This window comes from Treponema primitia ZAS-2 (assembly GCF_000214375.1).
Lineage (GTDB): Bacteria > Spirochaetota > Spirochaetia > Treponematales > Breznakiellaceae > Termitinema > Termitinema primitia.
In genome coordinates this window covers 1,518,204-1,536,307 of record NC_015578.1, presented here as the reverse complement: position 1 = coordinate 1,536,307, position 18,104 = coordinate 1,518,204, and the positions used below count along the sequence as shown (strand labels likewise).

Here is an 18,104-nt window from a genome sequence, read left to right as displayed (position 1 = left end):
TATACCCGCCTAGGGACTATCTTTGACCTGTGAGCTCAATCAGGCGGGGAATGTTGATCCTCCTTTTTTTCGTACCCGGCATGATCCTCCCTGCGGAAGAACGGGTACAGAACATCCCTGCCCTGGAAACTTCCCGCCGGGTCATGCTTGCGGGTATTCTGAGAGAAAGGAAGATACCCTTTGAGGAACGTTCCCTCTTTGCCGGGTACGGAGGTTTCGGTTTTTCCATCCATGTTTCCCTTCCCGCTTCCACTAACGAGGGCGGGGAAAAAAAGCCGGGAACCTTTATTCTGGCCGTACCTCTTTCGGGGGCTGAAAACACCGGGGATACAAAAAACCCGGAAGATTTCCCCTTCGGCTTTGATCTTGCCCTGGGCTTTATCGAAAAAGTCCTGGCAGAGGGAACGGAAACGGATATCCTGGTCGCATTCTTGGGGGATGAATGGACGGCGCTTCCTCATCCCGCAGAGGATCCCCACCGGGGTCTAGAGGATCTCTATTCCCGGATTGCGGTTCCCGAAAGCACCGGCCTGGTATATCTGGATATGAACCTCCCGTCCGGAGAAATCGTGATCCACCATGGCGCACAGAAAGCCCTGGCGCCTCTGCATATTCTGAAACCCCTGGGAAGCCTCTGCGAATCCCGGGGCATTCCCTATACCTTGGCCATAAGGTTTAACGAGCTGTACAAGCTGGGCCTGGCCGAAGGGCCCTCCCCCCTGGAATTTGCCTATGCCCGGAGCATACCTGCTATCTATATAAGTGGCAATAATGCGGTCCCTGCTAATCCCGCCGGAAGTACCCTTGATGCCCCTGCTCTGGGAGAACTGATACTGGACTATGTCCGGGCCCTGGACCTGGGAGCAGAAAATCACGATTATCACTACCTGGTTTTCCAGTACTTTGGAAAAACCCTTTTTGTACCCGAATATGCCACGGTACTGTTCTTCCTGGCTATTGCGGCTCTTTTTGTGTTTGCGGTGCTTATCTATTCCGTGGTGTTCCGGTTCAGGTTGGCAGTCCAGTGGAAAATATTCCTCAAACAATCCTGGATACTCCTCCTCTTCTACCTGCTCCTGGTTCTGTCCTTATCAGGAGCTTCCCTGCTATTCCGGCTTCTGATCCAGGACACGGGTACATTAACCGGGCTGCGGGGAAATGCCCCCGCCCTGTTTTATGCCGCCGCAGGGATACAGCTTCTGGGGATCGCCCTCTTTACCTTGATCAGCCCGGCACTGAACCTGATCTATGTTCCCCGGAGGGCGAATTTTTACGGCAGCTCTGCGGTCATTTTGAGCGCCCTGGAAATACTCCTGGCAGCCTTTCTGGACATTACCTTTATCCCAATTTTTATATGGGTCTTTTTCTTTACCTTCCTGGCGTCCTGTTTTACCCAGCCCCTTCTTATCTGGCTCTGCGCCATCTTCAGCTTTCTCCGGGGGGCAGAGGCGCTCCGGGCCCTGTATCTCACCGGAAATACACAGTTTGAAACCCTCATCCTTTCGGGAAATATTCCGGTAATCCTCTATGTCGCCCTGATTTCTCTGCCTTTTTTCATCATCCTCAAGCGGGGCAGGGTTATACAGGGCAGGGAAAAAAACCAGCCCTGGCTTTTCAAGGGGGTCCCCGGTTTCACCGTTCTGGTATGCGCCGCCGCATCCCTGGGGACCGGCATATTTTTCCTGAACCGTATCCCGGCTTCTTTACCGATCCCCCCTAGGGAAGCCCCGGGCAGCCTGGATATGAAGGTGACAAGCCGGGTATGGCTGGAACGGCGGACCCTGGGGATCACCCTGGAAGCCCCGGGACATCCCCTGAAATTTGAGCTTTACCTGGATGGTTCCGCCGAAACCCCGGGGCAGGAAATACCCATCATTTATTCGGCCCCCATGCCCTTCCGGTATATCGAGGATGAGAACCTAAACTCTATGGAATTTGTTCTGGGGGAAGGCCCGCCCAACCCTTTCACCACTGAGATTGTGCTGCCCGTTAATTTCAATGGCTACCTCCGGGCGGAGGCAGTCTATTTAGAAGGGAAAGATGGGGATTATCAGCCCAGGCTCAGCCGCCGTCTTCCGGTGGGCGGGATATCACCATAATATATCCAAAACGACCCGACCGGGGGAGGAAAGCAGCTCCGCCATGGGTGAAGAATAGACAATACGGGAACCCTGGACCATGAGGGTTCCTGCGGGGGGCGCGGAAAGGACCTGGCCGTTTTCGCCGAGTATACGCAGTTCCGCCTCATTGGGCAGGGTAAGGCCGAAGTCCAGGGTATAGGATTCCATGGCCTCTGAGACCAGGGTCATAAGCTCCCGGTTTTGTGCCCCCGCAGCGCCGCTGAAGCCCAGGGTCATCCGGGTTTTCTCCCCTTCCCGGACCAGAGAAACCCCCTGGCCGGTGCTGTCCAAAAAACGTGCCAGGGCATCCAGGTTAGTAAAATTCAACTTCACCTGGGTAATACTATCCTGCCCCGTAATTTTTGTGTTAAAAGACCCCAGGGACAGCCCCTGAACCCGGGCAACGGTTCGCTCAAAATCCGCTTTTCCCACCGGCAGGGGAAGCCAGCCCTGGTTGCCGTCCAGTTTTCCCAGGGACTCAAGCTCCCGGGAAAGCCGGTATTCCAGGGCAATGGTCCCGCTCCCGTCCTTGCGTATGGTAATGTCCGAATGAACCCCCACGCAGGAGGCAAAAAAAAGGGTAAAAAACAGCATCGCCGCCAAATATACCCGCCCGGTGGGGCGCTTAGTGCAACGCAGTTTCCCGCATAAACAATGACCCATGGATCTCCCCTAAAATTCTTCCGAATGGATGCTCACATCCTGTATACGGACAGGCACCTCATTTTCTATCATTTCAAAAGCCTTGTGCAGCACCGATTCTCCAAAGACCTTGGAATTGGACACCAGGGCCCCCCCAATCTGGGCAAAGGACAGGGAATCCTGAAGATCCACCTCAGCGGCGCTCATGTGGAAACGGTGCTGGAGCTTATCCTTTACGGAACGGACGATCTGCCGCTTCGCTTTAATACTATCCACATCGGGAATTTGAAAAATCATCTGTATCATGGAAACAATCATTTTAATCTATCCCTCTATCCTTCCATGGCGGCGTCATCGATACTATCCTGACCGTCATCTTCCGGCGGTTCTTTTGCCTCAGCTTCAGCCTTTTCCGCTTCGGCTTTTTCCGCATCAAGCTTTGCCTTCTCCAGATTTTCAATGACCCGATGGATCTCATCCTTACTAGCTGCACTAATACCAGGTTCGGTAAGGAGGATCTCAAGCTTTTCAGTGTCCGAAAACCCGTCGGTTATTGCAGTTTCCAGTTCGGTAATCCCATCGGTCTTTTCAGGGTCCGCGATAAGCAGAAGCCGTGCAATGGTAAAACGTACAGAAGCCCTGTCCAGAGTACCGGGGACAGGGGGACTGGCAGACTGGCCTTGGGGCAGGGCATTGACCACAGTACGGTATTCCTCCAGGGCCCGGGCGTAAAACTGGGCGGACTCCAGAACCTGGGCGTATTCATAGCGCACCGTGTTGTCCGAATTGGTCTGGAGCCATTCATTGTAATCATCCACCGCCTCTACCTTGTTCAGGGCTTTCCGGGCCCGGGCCAGGAGCAGCAGGGTATCCTTGTTATCCGCCATGGCAACCTGGTACTTCAGCAGCACATCCTCTGCCTGTTCCGGCTTTTCCAAGGCCATAAGTACCAAGGCATAATTATACCCCTGATCAACGCTTTCCGGTTCCAGGGTCAGCACCCGGCTGTACAGACCTTCAGCCAGGACAAATTCACTGGTCTTTATCCGGGTATAGGCGGCGGCCTTCAGGGCCATTACATTATCCTTATCCTTGGCAAGAATCCGGTCAAAGTGCCTCACCGCATCCTGGTAACGACCGGTCTCAAAGGCTATCCTACCCAGGTTGTATTCAGAGGCTACCTTTGTTTTATCCATCATCCGGGCACGGTTCAGCCACTTTTCCGCTTCCGCATATTTCCCCATATCAAAATAGGCCATGCCCAGGGAATAGTATTCCTCCGCCGTAGTTACCCCCCCGGAAGCGCAGGAAAAAAAACAGAAAATTGAAAAAAACAGTAATAGTGCAGGTCGCTTCATTTTTGAAAACCAAGAACCGTATGCTCTATCTCCCGCAGCTGGGCCCGGTACAGTTTTGCTATATTAGAACCGTAATCGGCGATGAGCTGAATGATATTCCGGGGATATTCTTCCATATCCCGCCCGTTGATACGGTCCCCCGCATCCCCCAGGCCGGGCATGATATAGGCCGCATCGTTCAGAACCGGGTCCATCCAGAGGGTATAGACCTGACAGTTATCCAAAGCCCGGACCACCCGGAGAGCCCCCTTCAAGGCGGCAATAACGTTGAAGAACTGCACCGACCGGGGCTTGATCCCCTGATCCAGGAGGTACTTCACCACTGTCACCAGGCTGCCCCCGGTGGCATTCATGGGGTCCGCAAATACCAGGTCCTTACCGTCCAGGCTTTCCAGGCTGAAGTAGGATTTGTCCAGGTCCAGGATATACTCCATATCATTTTCGTGTTTTGAATCGTCCCGGCGTATCCTGAAAAGGGCAAAGGGGCTGACATACCCATGGGAAGAATATTCCTGTATTTCCTTTGACATGATCATTGAAGGGAGCAATGCCCCCCGGAGCATGACGCACATCACGGTATTCTCAATACGGCTGTCGATGTTAGTAATCTTGTGAACCGCATAATTTTGCACAGGAACAGTAACAGGGGTTTTAACAATAAGGTAGTTTTTGTTTTCCCCGGATTGCCCGCCATAGGCAAGTTTGAAAAGCATTTCGTAGGCCCGCTGTATGTAGTAGACAAATTCCTGGTTTTCGGTACGTACATCCCGGAGCTTCGCAATAAGCCGGGACGCCTCGGCGTGGCTTTCATTGGGGGTGAGGAAAGAGTATACCTGTATACCCGGGCTATTCCGGCAGATATCCTGCATAAGGGTACCCATCCGGTTATAAAAGGCGATGAGCTTATCCTCCGCCTGTTTCCGCTCGCTTACCGAACGGGTAAGGGTGAGGATGTTGAAACAATTCAACACTTCTTTGTAAATTTCGTCCATCTGAACCAGGTAGGCCTTATCAGCCTCGGTGAGGTACCCATCCAGGTCTTCCGCTTTTAGTACAATTTTGCTCATAGCAATCCTGCTGTTGGAATCAGTTTAGAATTTAAAAGAAACGCCCAGGGTTACAATGGACAGGGAACTGTAACCAAGCTCCAGAAATGCCCCGAGATTCGGCGTAAAGAAGTAACGACCGCCTATGGCAACACCAAATAACACCGCCGGATCGGTATCGGGGTGATTTTTACCTGCAATTTTTAAATTCGATGATTCTATTCCAACCCCCAGGGTCGCTACGGCATAGGTATCCAAATTGGGAACGGTCCAGTTGAAATGATACCCGAACCGGGCGCCGATATCAAAAAAAAGACCCGTGTATTCATAGGAAGTGGTCCATTCCTTCCAACTATCCCGGGAAGCATAAAACCCGAATATACCCCCCACAAAAAAGGGCAATCCGCCAAGGGGCAGGGCATAGTCTGCGGATACCGACAGAGGCGGAACCGTCAATTCACCATACTTAGAGCCAAGGGCATTTATACCTATACCCCCATTAATAGCAAAACTCCCTGCTGGTGTTACGTCGGGGTAGGTTTTAAGATCCTCCGCTTCAAACGCAAAAATCGATACCCCGGAAATTACCGAACACAAAAAAATCGCACTTAGAAACTTTTTCATACTATACTCCTCGTTTCTGTATAATAATTTGACAGACCCATTTAATCAAGGCATTGCGGATTAAGGCATCTCAATAGCCCGTTCCAGGAAGGGGCTGCGGAGCTGGGCGACGCTGCGGGTTGTCCATTCACCGGCCTGCCGGCGGGATAGGAAGGCCCATAGTTCCCGGGCCGGAGGCAGCCTGCCGCTCCCATTCAGGGCGGTTCCCAGGTAGTAGATAGTTTTGTAGTATTCAACATCTTCGATATACGCCTGTAGGGCGGGCCGCCGGGTGATCAGGGCACTAAAGGCATCCAGGGTGGTAAAGACAAAATCAAACTGATTTCTCTGTATCTCATCAACCATGGCCGTATTCTGTATCAGGAAGGCGAAGAGCAGGTGTTCCACCGCCCGGTTATGCCGGCCCGAAGCGTGGTAGTAAAGCCCCAAAAGCCGGTGTGCCGGTTCCACATCCTGGTTACTGTAACGGTAGAGGGTCAGAAAACGATTTACCCCATCATTCTCCAGGGTCCGCATCATGGCGGTTCTGACAAATGAGGATGCATCCTCTGACCAAAGGGTATCCCGCTTGAGTATCTCCAGAAGCCGCTCCTCCATGGCAACATACTCCTGACGAAGGCGGTGGACATCAACAATCTTATAGAGTATCTCCAAATCGAAGCCCGGGGTTTCCAAAAGAAGGCGCTGTTCGTAGGCCTTCTCGTACTGCTTCAGTGCTATGCCCAGCTCACCCTCCACCCGGTAAGTCTCCCCTATCCAGTATTCCGCATCAGGAAAATCCTTATACCGGCCTATGGCCGCCAGGGCGTTCAGGGCATTATCAGCCAGGGACTCCTTGGGGAAACGGTAGTAGCACTCTGTCAATGCCGCAGCGGCATCAATATAGCCCCGTTCCACAATGTAGGGTTCGATAAGTTCCAGGGAATTATTCATCCGGCGCACCTCCGGAAGGGAAAGGAGGGCTATCAGGTCCTCTTCCATCCGGGTATACATGACCCGCCGCTGATTCCGGGCGTCCTCAAAGGCAACCAGGGCGTCCCCGTATTCACCGTTACGGAAGTGAAGCTTCCCCCGTTCCAGGGTATACCAATAGGGACGCTGGACCCGGGTTTGGGCAAAGACCGCAGTACAGCCTAAGACCAGAATTAAAAAGGATAACACGCTCTTTTTTCTCACCACCGAATCCCCTACCATAGAAACAAAATGAACAAGAATTCCAAATTCAACCACGAAGAACCCGCTTACGCGGGGGAGCACACAGGCTACACGGACAAAAGAAAGCAGGTTCTTGTGGTTATTCCTAATTTAGACCCTATCATAGTGTATTCCAGGGCTGCAAAAAAAAAAGAGCCCCGGGCTATCGGGGCTTCTTTTTGGTTTGAATACGGGGATACTACAGCCAGATCCTAATACCTATTTCCCCGCCTATATCAAAGTCGATATCAAAATCGCTATCCGTCGAATTTGACCCAACCTTAGGTTTATAGGTTACCGATGCGTAATCAAAGCCCAAGGCGGGTACAAACCCCAGGAAAACCTCTACCTTCTTTACAAAAACAGCGGAAAGCCCAATAGGGAGCCGGGCTGCCGCATTAAACCCAAAATGGTTATAGTCACCCATATAACCGTCCCAACTGCCAAATGAAATTCCTGCGCCAATGCCGGCTCCCAAATACCAACCCAAGTTAAAATCGGAACTCCCGGTAAGAGATTCATCAAAAAAATAATAATCCCCCGCAAGGCCAATACCGAAAATATCATCGTCAATTTTCAGGTTAACGGACCAATATACCGGTACTGGCGCCAGTTTAAGGGACAACGCAGGGCCAATCCCGCCGCCGACTAAGCCATATTGGCCAACAATGCCGATTCCGGTTCCTTCGGGGTGCTGTGCGAATACTGCCGCAGTGCTCAGACATAAACCAACGATAAAAATAGCTAAAACCTTTTTCACTCTCACTCTCCAAAAATATTTTTGTTATCTCTTTTAATAACTTATATTAAGTCTAAATGATTTTTTCATAAATGCCATAGTTTCCAAAAAAAATCTTAAAAAATGAAGAACCCCTAAACTTGACCCACAGATTTATAATAGAATTTAATAACCTCAAAGGACACGAAGGACAGAGAGGAGAGGAAAAGATTACAGAAAAAAACTACCCAAAAAGTGCTGGATTGTACCTATCAGGGTTCAGATACTGACCTATACTATTAAGTTTTCCGAAATTCCTTTGTGTACCTTGTGGTAAAATTTTTCTTACTACTTGTTATTATACCCGATCCAACTCTTCCCGAAAAGCGGTATCCGCATCGGCAGCATCAATGGTGCGTATCACCTCGCCATGGCGGAAGATAAGTGCCTTATTCCCCGCGCCGGTTATTCCCAGGTCGGCGTGGCGCCCTTCCCCGGGACCGTTCACCGCGCAGCCCATTACGGCTACGGTAATAGTTTTGTCCATGGCGTAGAAAGTATCCAGCCAGCGTTGGGTAAAGCCGTGGGTATCAAAACTGTTCCTCCCGCAGCGGGGACAGGAAATAATGGTCACCCCACCCCGTTTCCCCTGCCGCTCCCGGGCGGCTTCGGAACCCTCCACTGCGGTGTTCAGTATTTCCCTCCCGGCGATCACCTCGTTTTCCATGGTGTCCGACAGGGAAACCCGGATGGTATCCCCCAGGCCTTCGCTGAGCAGGGCATGGAGGGCAATCGCGTTCCGGGTCACCCCGGCGATAAGGGGCCCCGCTTCCGTCACCCCTATGTGGAGGGGCGCATCGGTCCGTTCCGCCAAAAGCCGGTTTGCCCGTATGGTCTCAGCCACCGAAGAGGCCTTCATGGAGACCAGGGTATTGGAAAAGCCGAATTCGTCAAATATACCCAGTTCCCGTTCCGCCGCCCCAACCAGGGCCTCCGCCCGGCTCAGTTCCCCGGCATCAACCCGAAGACCAAGGTCCCTGGGCAGGCTCCCGGCATTTACCCCAATACGTATGGGGACGCCCTGAGCGGCAGCCTTGGACAGGACCTTTTCCACCCGGTCCCGGCCGCCTATATTGCCGGGGTTAATGCGTATTTTTGCTATAGGGAAATCAAGACAGCGAAGGGCTATTTTGTAATCAAAATGGATATCCGCCACCAGGGGCATGGAAACCATGGCGGCCAGATTGCCAAGCACTTCCGCGGCTTCCAGGTCTGGGACTGCAAAACGGAGCAGAGCGCAGCCCATGGCCTGGAGCCGCCTGATCCGTTCCACCGTCTTTTCACCGGAGGGGCCTTCCAGATCGGAAAACGAAAGGCGATCCTTCCACATGGTCTGGATAACCACGGGAAGACCGCCCCCAATAGAAACAGTCTGCATAGAACCGCCGGGGCTTTTTAAGCCGCCGACGGTTACTGTCCGCGAAACTCGTTCAGACAAGGTGAAGCTTGGGAATTCCTAGTTCAGGCTGATCATGGAAAGAACCATGGCGAAAATAGCAACAGTTTCGCAGATACCAACTATCATCATGTAGTTGACAAAGCCTTTACCGGTTTCACCTGTGGCATCCGCGCCTGCAGCACCCGCCTGACCCTGGGCAATAGCGGAACCGGCTATGGCAAACGCCGAAGCAATCCCAATGCCCAGATAAAGAGCGCCATTCTCAGGGTGCGCTAAGGCAGCGGGTTTCATAAAGAGCAAGCCCAGTATGAAGCCGTAGAAAGTCTGAGTTAAGGGCGCCCCGCCGAATGCGATCAAGGTCATGGGCGCAGGTTTATTGTTGAGATAACATTTTTTCCATGCCCCGATTACCGCCCGTCCGGCAATGCTGATACCCAATCCTGAACCAACCGCAGAAATGCCCAATACCAGACCTGCACTCAATAAACCTAAATTCATAAGTAACTCCTATATTAGCGCAGCTTTTAGCTGCGCAGTTCTATCGAAGCCAACCAAAGGTTGGCATGACTCCTATTTAACGCAGCTTAGCTGCGCAACTTGCAACGCAGTTTCCCGCGCAATTCTATGGAAGCCAAGCTCGGCCTGGCATAACTCCTGTTTCACGCAACATAAGCTGCGCAACTTGCAACGCAGTTCCCCGCGCAACTTGCAACGCAGTTCCCCGCGCAGTTCTATTAAAGCCAACCAAAGGCCGGCATAAACCCATTCTTTTTCCCAATCCCTCAAGCGGATTGGGCTTCATCTTTTACCCGTTTGGCAAAGGGCCTGTACGCATGGCCCGACCAGGTGAGTCCCACATGGCCTGAAAATTCAAGGGTATTGAGACGAACCCCGTGAACCAGTACGGACAGCACATTCAGTACCATATTAAGGCCATGACCGAAGATCAAAAGCGCAATACCAAAGATGAAAAACACCATATGCCCCAGCATGGGACCGGCCATGGAATTCACGGTCAGGGCAATAGCCCCGCCCGCAAGGCCCACCGCCCAAAGCCTGATATAGGACATAATATCGGAAAACACATTGGCAATATTGAGGATCACCGAAACCATGTTCTTGAGGCTTTCCATGATGGACCTGCCGATACTCCCGTCATAGTTGGCAAACAAGAAGTTAAGCACAAAACCCGCAGCAAAAGCATACACGGCGCTCATATAAAAGGGGATTTGCCTGGATGCATTGCTGGCTATCAGGGAAAGCACGATAAAGTACATGCCCCCCAGCATGGCCGCGGAACCCAGATCTCCCAGTAATTTGAGAGTTCGGCTCTTAAAGATTTTAATAATATGCCCTATGGAAAGCTGCAGCACCGCCAGGGAGAAACAGAAGATCATCAGATTTTGCTGAACAATGCCGCTGTAATACTCCGATTTGCCGGCGGTCACATTAGAAATAAGGGGCAGGGAGATGTTCTGAAGGAAAAGGGGCAGCTTGTCTGCATCCATCCCACCCCAGGTACAGGTCAGGATCCCCCAGACAAAATTTGAAAACCCTAAAAGCAGCACCAGCTTAAAAATCGCAGGCACCCCCTTCTTTGCGGTTTTCGCAATACCAATCAGGGCAATGATGATGAACAGGAGCCCATATACAGCATCCCCGAAGATCATGCCAAAGAAGATAGTGAAGAAGAACAGGAACCAACCGGAAATATCCGTTTCCTGGTAGCCGGGTACCACTTCAAGAAAGTCCGTCAGGGGATAGATGAGGCTTACCAGCTTGTTGTTTTTCAATTTAGTCGGAACATCATCATCCGGCCCGGGATCATCGGCGATCATGGCCCAGCCGTGTTCTGCGGCGGCCCGCTTGATGGCCCCCACATCTTCCTGGGGCGCATAGCCTGAGATCCAGGAAACAGCGTATTCCGGGGGAACCTCGTCTATCTGCTCCAAGGATGCCCGGGCGAATTCAAGATCCACCTGCTCCTGTAACTGGGCTATTTCATGGATAAGGCTTGATTTCCGATCCGCAAGTTTATTGAGCCTTTCTTTGATTCCCTGTAATTTAGCGCTTAATTCCGCCTGTTCCTGTCCCAGTTCGGAGAGGGATTTTTCCGGAAGCCTGAAGCTTTGGAGCCCCGGAATTTCCTGATCAAGGACCACCAGCCGTACCGTAGCCTTATCCTGACCTGAGATAATATACCGGATTTCCTCAGGAATATTAGCCAAAGCATTGGGGCTTAGTTCATAAAGGTGCAACTTGATCCCCTGCTCCGCCAGTTCCTGAATCAAGCCGGGCTTAAAGTCTCCCCATTTTTCCAGTCGCTGCTGCTCCCGGTCCAAGACTATCTTCTGATCCTCACAGGCTTTCTGATCCTTCCCAAGGTTCAGGATCAGGTCTACCAGATCCGGCCGCGCCGGGGCGTTTACCGCATCCGCTGAGTAGGGTTCCGTTTCTTCGTTACCCGCATCGCTGGAACGGCGGGTTTGATCAGCCTGGTTGCGGTTTTTCGCCGCTCCCTTTTTAGGCTGCTCCAAAAGCTGGAGTATACCCAGGGCGTTCTCCGCACTGGCTTTCTGCTCCAGGGCCTTGGAAAGGGCGTCGGAGGAGGCATCGCGCTTTTCCAGATGCAATACCCCGAGGCCCCTCAGGGTGGTAAGGGCTTCTACCTGGGTTCTGTCACGAACAACCAGGGATACCTTTTTCATGGGTACTATCATATAAGGAACCTCACGTGGTGAATGTTCATTTTGCCGCCTTCTCCAGTCCGCTCTTGGCGATCTTGCCCCGCACTACCGCCGAGGTCTGCTGATCCCCCAGGTATACGCCTATTTTCTTTATACTGCCCTTTGTTTCGGGGATCTTTATCTTTTCAAAGAGGTTAACCCGCTGGGTGGTGATCCGGAGTTCATGGTCCAGCCGCTTGCGCTGCTCTTCCAGAACCTGGGCTTCCAAATCCAGTAAAATTACCTGCTTCATCTTTTCTACCGCCAGATCAAGCCACAGTGGGGTACGGGCCAAATCATAATTGGCAGTCTCAAATTCCGCGCCCTGGAAAATGGGGATCGCAACCCCGGCTATATTTCCCTCGGAAGTTTTAATCCGGACAATGGACAAAATGGCGGTGGTAAAGATACCTTTTTCCCCAAAAACTCCAACCCAGTCTTTAAAGGTCTCATCCAGCAGGTCCCGTTCTTCCCGCAACTCCTTGATTCTCATCTCGGTGGTACGGATCTCTCCCTGGAGCTGCTGCTTCTTGAGCATCAGGGTCGGCAAATACCGCTGATACATTTTTAGAGAATCTCTCTGTTTTTTAAGCTCATTTTTGGTCAGCTTAATCTTTGCCATTGGGCGCCCGCTTAATCTTTTTTAGGCCAGAACTGATTGATAAGTTCCGTCCGCAATCCCGTTTCTTCGGGGCTGAAACAATCCGAAAGAATTTCCCAGCCCAAGTCCAGGGCCTTTTCCAGAGGTATATTAACCGTAAGGTCCATCATCTTTTTTTCAAAGAGATCCCCGTATTTGAGAAGCTTATCGTCCCAGGCGGTCATGATAAAGCCCATGGCCTTCTTTTCCAGGGTATCCCGGAAAGCGGAATAGAGCTTGATCATACCGTCCATCAGGGCCCGGTGGTCCGCCCGGGTTTTGCCGTTTACCTGCTGTTTAAGCCGGGAAAGGGAACCGAAGGGCTCGATACGGCCGTTTTTCAGGTAGTACTGGCCTTCGGTGATATACCCTGTATTATCCGGCACCGGGTGGGTTACATCGTCACCGGGCATGGTGGTAACCCCCAGGATGGTGATGGAACCGGCGCTTTCAAAGTCAACCGCCTTTTCATAGCGGCTGGCGAGCTGGCTGTACAAATCCCCGGGATACCCGCGGTTTGAAGGAACCTGCTCCTGGATAATGGAGATTTCCTTCATGGCATCGGCAAAGTTGGTCATGTCCGTGAGGAGGACCAGCACGTCCTTGCCCTGAAGGGCAAATTGCTCAGCCACTGCCAAGGACATATCGGGAATCATCAGGCATTCTACTGTGGGGTCCGAAGCGGTATGCACAAACATTACGGTCCGGGAAAGGGCGCCCCCTTCTTCCAGGGTATCCTTGAAGAACAGGTAGTCGTCGTATTTCAGGCCCATGCCCCCCAGGATGATGACGTCAACTTCCGCCTGCATGGCTATGCGGGCCAGAAGGTCGTTGTAGGGTTCACCGGATACAGAGAAGATAGGCAGCTTCTGGGACACCACCAGGGTGTTGAAGAGGTCGATCATAGGGATACCGGTACGGATCATGTTCCGGGGTATAATACGATTAGCGGGGTTAACCGAAGGCCCGCCTATGGGTATGGGGTTATCCGTGAGTGCCGGGCCGTTATCCCGGGGGGTCCCGGAGCCGGAGAATACCCGGCCCATGAGGTTTTCCGAAAAGGCTACCTGCATAGGGCGGCCCAGGAAGCGCACTGTGTCGCCGGTGGAAATACCCCGGCCCCCGGCGAATACCTGCAGGGAAACCAAATCCCCAGCCAGGCGGTTAACTTCCGCCAGGGAAGTGCCGAATACGGTATCTACCTCCGCAAGGTCCCCATAACGGATTCCTTCGGCCTTAACCGTAATAACGCTTCCGGTAATGGACTCAATTTTGCTATATACTTTGTTCATGGCTCCATCCTATTCCATTTAATCGCAGAGCTTTCCAAAGGAAAACTCCAGCATAAAAACCTGGGGTTTTTATGCAAGTACTTTTTCTGCCGCCTTATCCAGACCAGTGGATTGGGCAGACACGGTGGATTCAATTTCTTTTTGCAGGGAAACGAAACGTTCACTCTGCCATTCCGAACCGTTGAAGTCCAGGAATTTCTGCCTGAGCCGGTTGAACCAGCTGCGGGCTTCGTTTTTATCCGGAAACGTGAACTGGGACGCCAGGATGTGGAGCAGTATTGCAAAAATATGCTTCTGCCGATCCGGGCTGACCGCCGCGTCCACCGCATCAAAGGAGTTCTGCTGGAAATATACCGAGTCAATCAAATCGCCCTTGAGGTAGATCACGTAGTCTTCAATACTGGTGCCTTCTTCGCCGACGACCTTCATCATCTGCTCAACTTCACTGCCCCGGCGCATAAATCCGTGGGCATAGCCGACTTTTTCAGCGGCGATGATGCCCTTGTACTTGGACCAGGAATCCAGGGGGTGAATGGCGGGGAACTTACGGGCATCGGAACGTTCACGGGAAAGGCCGTGGAAGGCGCCGACCACCTTGAGGGTTGCCTGGGTAACGGGCTCTTCAAAGTTACCGCCTGCGGGACTGACCGTGCCGCCGATGGTGACCGATCCGATGGAACCGTCCCGAAGCCGCACCGTGCCGGCCCGTTCGTAGAAGCTGGCGATGGTGGATTCCAGGTAGGCGGGGAAAGCTTCCTCACCGGGGATTTCTTCCAGGCGGCCGGACATTTCGCGCATAGCCTGGGCCCAGCGGCTGGTAGAGTCTGCCAAGAGCAGGACGTTAAGCCCCATCTGCCTATAGTATTCAGCCAAGGTCACCGCGGTGTAAACGGAAGCTTCACGGGAAGCTACGGGCATGGAAGAAGTATTACAAATGATGATGGTCCGTTCCATCAGGGATTTACCGGTTTTGGGGTCAGTCAGTTCGGGGAATTCCTTGAGGGTTTCCACAACTTCACCGGCCCGTTCCCCACAGGCTGCAAGGATTACAATGTCGATATCAGCGTAACGACTGGTGATCTGCTGCAGCACGGTCTTGCCCGCCCCGAAGGGGCCGGGGATACAGTAGGTGCCGCCCCGGGCTACGGGGAAGAAGGTGTCAATGAGCCGGACACGGGTAACCATGGGTTCCGTGGGCTTGTACCGTTCAACAAAGCAGTCAATGGGCCGTTTGACAGGCCAGCGGAAGCTCATGGTGACCGGGATAGTATTGCCCTTTTCATCCTTGAGTTCTGCAATGGTATCCCGGATCGTATAGGAACCGGCTCCTTTAATAGAAGCTATCGTATAGGTTCCATAGAGGTTAAAAGGCACCATGATCCGGTGGGTAAAGGCCCCTTCCGGTACGGTACCCAGGGTATCCGCCCGTTCCACCGTATCACCAACCTTGGCGACCGGGGTAAATGCCCAGGAAATATCCACTGAAAGGGGATCCAGGTAGACCCCCCGTTCCAGGAAGTTACCCGCCACCGCCGCCAACTTGGGCAGGGGGTTCTGGAGGCCGTCGTATACCTGGCCTAAAAGGCCGGGGCCGACTTCCACCGCCAACATGTCCCCGGAGTATTCCACTGAATCCCCTACGGAGATACCCTTGGTGACTTCGAAAACCTGGAGCTGGGAAATATCACCCCTGATACGGATGACCTCGCTTTTAAGCTTCTTGTCTCCAAGTTTGACAAAGCCCACTTCGTTCATGGAAACGGCGCCGTCAAAGCGGACGCTCACCATATTGCCATTAACGGCGACTACTGTACCTTTTGTTCCGATCATTTAGCTTCTCCCACGGACTGTGCGCTATCCAGAATGGCAGCGTAGAGTGATTTGTATTCTTTGAATCCTTCTTCCGTTTTAAAGGACAAACGGCGTTCCAGGATGAGCAGCTTGAGCTTATAGGCAAAGATGATGTCCTGGCTAAAACTATCCAATCCTTGTATAGACCCGATAAGGTCCCAACGGGCCTTGTCCAGGATTTCTTCAGCTTCCAAGGGTGAATCCGACACCGCAACCGCTCTTGCGGCAGCTGCCGAAGCTTCCACCGGGAGCAGGGGGGGCTCCACCGAGACTACATTGTCCCGTTTGAGCCGCTGGGAGCGGTACCGAGCCAGGTTAAGCCTTAGCGCCCGTTCCCATTCCCGCCATTTGTCAATAAATTCGCAGCCCGTGGAGCGGGGAAGCTCAGCGTAGGAAGGCGTTCCATCACCCTCAGGCCCCAAGCTATCCGGAGCCAGGCTAATCATATCAAAAAAGGCCTTATCCGTAGCATCCAGAAATTTTTCGGCTAATTCTTCGAAATAACCAAAGTTTATGGGCGCACTCTGGCCATAGACGAGATTAGGAAGCTGGGCTGCTAAGTAATAATAGGAGCCCACCGTTTAATTTCCTTTTGCCGAAGACTTGAGAATCTCCGAAAGCCGGGGATTAAGGTAGGCTGACAGGAGTTCCGCCACGGATTCGGCGGAAAAGTCGTAATAAGCGGCCCCGTCCTTGCTGGCAATACGGAAACCGGCGCCCAGATTACGGTCCGATTTTAACTCCACCCCCTTGCTGATTTCAGAGGCGAGCTGTTCGTTGAAATAGCCCCGGAGTTTAGTGAGGTTATCCTCACTGAGGATGAGGTCCAGGGAATCGCTCCCCTTGGAGGCCCAGCTTTTTACCAATTCCGGAAGTATGGCCTTCAGGGTATCGTCACCATAGGAGCTGCCTGTCTTGGCGGCGACAATCTTGCTTAAAAGGGCATCAATTTCTCCCTTAAAGGCAAGGACCAGGTTCCGGGAAGCCTGCTCAAGGGCGGCTGTACCGGCTTTTTCAAGCCGTTCCGCATCGGCCTTAGCCTTGGAGACTATCTCCGCCGCTTCTTTCCGGGCACTTTCGGTAATGCGCCCCGCATCGGCTTCCGCCTGGGACTTCAGCTTGGAAGCTTCCTCAGAGGCGCTGGTAATCCCGTCTTTCTTAATTTTATCAATAAGCTCTTGAAGTTGTATTTCCATAATCTCCTCTTCTATAATATATATTTAAATTCAAGTCGTGGTTCCATTTGAAAATAATCTTCCACTAACAAACAAATTGTATCCGGTGAAAATGAAATATGCAATACCATTACATAAATATTTACCAATTTAATGAAAATATCGCTTTTTCGTGATATTCCCGCTGGGGCCCGAAGATACAACTGGGGAATTCCCCCCTGTTTGGTGAATCCGGCAGGTACTGGGTTTCCAGGCAGAACCCGGAATGCCTGGTATACACGGACCCGGCCTTCCCGGGCAGGTCGTCCAGAAAGTTCCCCGTGTAAAACTGGACTCCCGGCTGAGTAGTAAAGACCCGCATGGACCGGCCGGACCGGGGCTCCAGCACATCCGCACAGGGGCGCAGCTTCCCATTCTCCCCGTCCACCACAAAACAGTGGTCATAGCCCGGGCCTGATGACCCGTTTTTCCCCAAGGTACCCTGAAAATCCCGGCCAATGGGTTTGCGGGAGCTAAAATCAAAGGGGCTCCCGGCAGTTGGTGTAAGTTCCCCGGTAGGGATTAGAGAAGAATCCACCGCCAGGTAGGAAGAGGCGTACAATTCAAGTTCATGATCCAGAATATCCCCGCTGCCCTCCCCGGCAAGGTTAAAATAAGCATGGTTGGTTAAGTTGATCGGGCAGGGGGTGTCAACTTTTGCCCGGTAGTCGGCGATAATTTCATGGGATTTGGTAATGCCATAGCTCACCACCGCCTTGAGGTTCCCGGGGAAGCCCTGATCCCCGTCGGGGCTTCTCAGCTCAAAACGGACAAAAACCCCGTCCCTTTCCTTATAAGCCTCCCCTTTCCAGAGCAGCTTATCAAAACCCCGCAGGCCCCCATGGAGGCAGTGTTCCCCATCGTTTTTCGGCAGAGTATAGGTTTTCCCGTTAAGGGCGAAACGCCCGTCCCGGATACGGTTCCCGAAACGGCCGATGGTGGCCCCTATATGGGGCTTATTATGGGTATAGCCGTCCAGGGTGGAATACCCCAAAAGTATGTCCGCGGTTCCCTCTTTTCCGGAGGGTACTAAAAGGGATGTCCAAATTGCCCCAAAACTGGAAAGTGACAGGGTTAATTCCCCTGCTTTCAGGGTAAAAAGGGTCGCTTTTTTTCCGGTAGAAAGGATTCCAAAGGTTTTTTCAGTTATTTTCAAGGGTACCCCCATATTTTTTTCGTATTGTATGCGCCTAGGGGCATTACTTCAAGCTCTGCCATAA

At 52.4% G+C, this 18,104-nt stretch carries 17 protein-coding genes; 1 reads left to right on the top strand and 16 read right to left on the bottom strand.

What is annotated here, in order from left to right; translation table 11 throughout:
- Positions 1-50 precede the first annotated feature (50 nt).
- Positions 51-2,099: a hypothetical protein gene (locus tag TREPR_RS06900; protein ID WP_015707581.1), complete on the top strand. Its 2,049-nt coding sequence runs from the start codon at positions 51-53 to the stop codon at positions 2,097-2,099.
- Here the strand turns inward: TREPR_RS06900 and TREPR_RS06895 are convergent.
- The 16 genes from TREPR_RS06895 to TREPR_RS06815 form a co-directional block, all read right to left on the bottom strand.
- Positions 2,091-2,783, bottom strand: coding sequence for a hypothetical protein (locus tag TREPR_RS06895; RefSeq protein ID WP_015707580.1), 693 nt, complete (start codon positions 2,781-2,783; stop codon positions 2,091-2,093). The two genes, TREPR_RS06900 and TREPR_RS06895, sit on opposite strands and share 9 nt — an antisense overlap.
- A gap of 9 nt (positions 2,784-2,792) precedes the next feature.
- Entirely contained in the window at positions 2,793-3,080 is a 288-nt protein-coding gene (locus TREPR_RS06890; RefSeq protein WP_015707579.1) for a DUF503 domain-containing protein, read from the bottom strand.
- A gap of 14 nt (positions 3,081-3,094) precedes the next feature.
- The gene (locus TREPR_RS06885) at positions 3,095-4,120 is read right to left on the bottom strand and encodes a tetratricopeptide repeat protein (RefSeq protein ID WP_015707578.1); all 1,026 of its coding nucleotides are present in this window, start codon (positions 4,118-4,120) and stop codon (positions 3,095-3,097) included.
- Positions 4,117-5,187: a uracil phosphoribosyltransferase gene (locus tag TREPR_RS06880; protein WP_015707577.1), complete on the bottom strand. Its 1,071-nt coding sequence runs from the start codon at positions 5,185-5,187 to the stop codon at positions 4,117-4,119. Before TREPR_RS06880 ends, TREPR_RS06885 begins: the two co-directional genes overlap by 4 nt.
- Positions 5,188-5,211: 24 nt before the next feature.
- A complete protein-coding gene (locus TREPR_RS06875) occupies positions 5,212-5,790 on the bottom strand; it encodes a porin family protein (RefSeq protein ID WP_015707576.1) in 579 nt (192 codons plus the stop codon).
- 60 nt (positions 5,791-5,850) lie between these two features.
- Positions 5,851-6,966: a hypothetical protein gene (locus TREPR_RS06870; protein ID WP_052299795.1), complete on the bottom strand. Its 1,116-nt coding sequence runs from the start codon at positions 6,964-6,966 to the stop codon at positions 5,851-5,853.
- 217 nt (positions 6,967-7,183) lie between these two features.
- Positions 7,184-7,744 (bottom strand): BAPKO_0422 family outer member beta-barrel protein, encoded by a 561-nt coding sequence (locus TREPR_RS06860; protein WP_015707574.1) that lies wholly within the window; start codon positions 7,742-7,744, stop codon positions 7,184-7,186.
- A 316-nt stretch (positions 7,745-8,060) separates the two neighbouring features.
- Positions 8,061-9,200, bottom strand: a complete 1,140-nt coding sequence (gene ispG / locus TREPR_RS06855) for a (E)-4-hydroxy-3-methylbut-2-enyl-diphosphate synthase (RefSeq protein WP_041611059.1) — start codon at positions 9,198-9,200, stop codon at positions 8,061-8,063.
- Positions 9,201-9,218: 18 nt separating this feature from the next.
- On the bottom strand, positions 9,219-9,659 hold the full coding sequence (locus tag TREPR_RS06850) for an ATP synthase subunit K (protein ID WP_015707572.1): 441 nt from the start codon (positions 9,657-9,659) through the stop codon (positions 9,219-9,221).
- A 284-nt stretch (positions 9,660-9,943) separates the two neighbouring features.
- The gene (locus TREPR_RS06845; RefSeq protein ID WP_245534801.1) at positions 9,944-11,869 is read right to left on the bottom strand and encodes a V-type ATP synthase subunit I; all 1,926 of its coding nucleotides are present in this window, start codon (positions 11,867-11,869) and stop codon (positions 9,944-9,946) included.
- Between the two features lie 37 nt (positions 11,870-11,906).
- Positions 11,907-12,509, bottom strand: a complete 603-nt coding sequence (locus TREPR_RS06840; RefSeq protein ID WP_015707570.1) for a V-type ATP synthase subunit D — start codon at positions 12,507-12,509, stop codon at positions 11,907-11,909.
- 11 nt (positions 12,510-12,520) lie between these two features.
- Positions 12,521-13,819 carry a V-type ATP synthase subunit B gene (locus tag TREPR_RS06835; protein WP_015707569.1) on the bottom strand — a complete coding sequence of 433 codons (1,299 nt, stop codon included), beginning with the start codon at positions 13,817-13,819 and terminating at the stop codon, positions 12,521-12,523.
- Between the two features lie 69 nt (positions 13,820-13,888).
- Complete coding sequence (locus TREPR_RS06830) at positions 13,889-15,649, bottom strand: V-type ATP synthase subunit A (RefSeq protein ID WP_015707568.1); 1,761 nt, start codon at positions 15,647-15,649, stop codon at positions 13,889-13,891.
- Positions 15,646-16,248, bottom strand: coding sequence for a DUF2764 family protein (locus TREPR_RS06825; protein WP_015707567.1), 603 nt, complete (start codon positions 16,246-16,248; stop codon positions 15,646-15,648). The genes TREPR_RS06830 and TREPR_RS06825 overlap by 4 nt, the downstream gene beginning before the upstream one ends.
- Positions 16,249-16,251: 3 nt before the next feature.
- A complete protein-coding gene (locus TREPR_RS06820; RefSeq protein WP_015707566.1) occupies positions 16,252-16,866 on the bottom strand; it encodes an ATP synthase subunit E in 615 nt (204 codons plus the stop codon).
- A gap of 121 nt (positions 16,867-16,987) precedes the next feature.
- Positions 16,988-18,040: an aldose epimerase family protein gene (locus TREPR_RS06815; RefSeq protein WP_015707565.1), complete on the bottom strand. Its 1,053-nt coding sequence runs from the start codon at positions 18,038-18,040 to the stop codon at positions 16,988-16,990.
- Positions 18,041-18,104 lie beyond the last annotated feature (64 nt).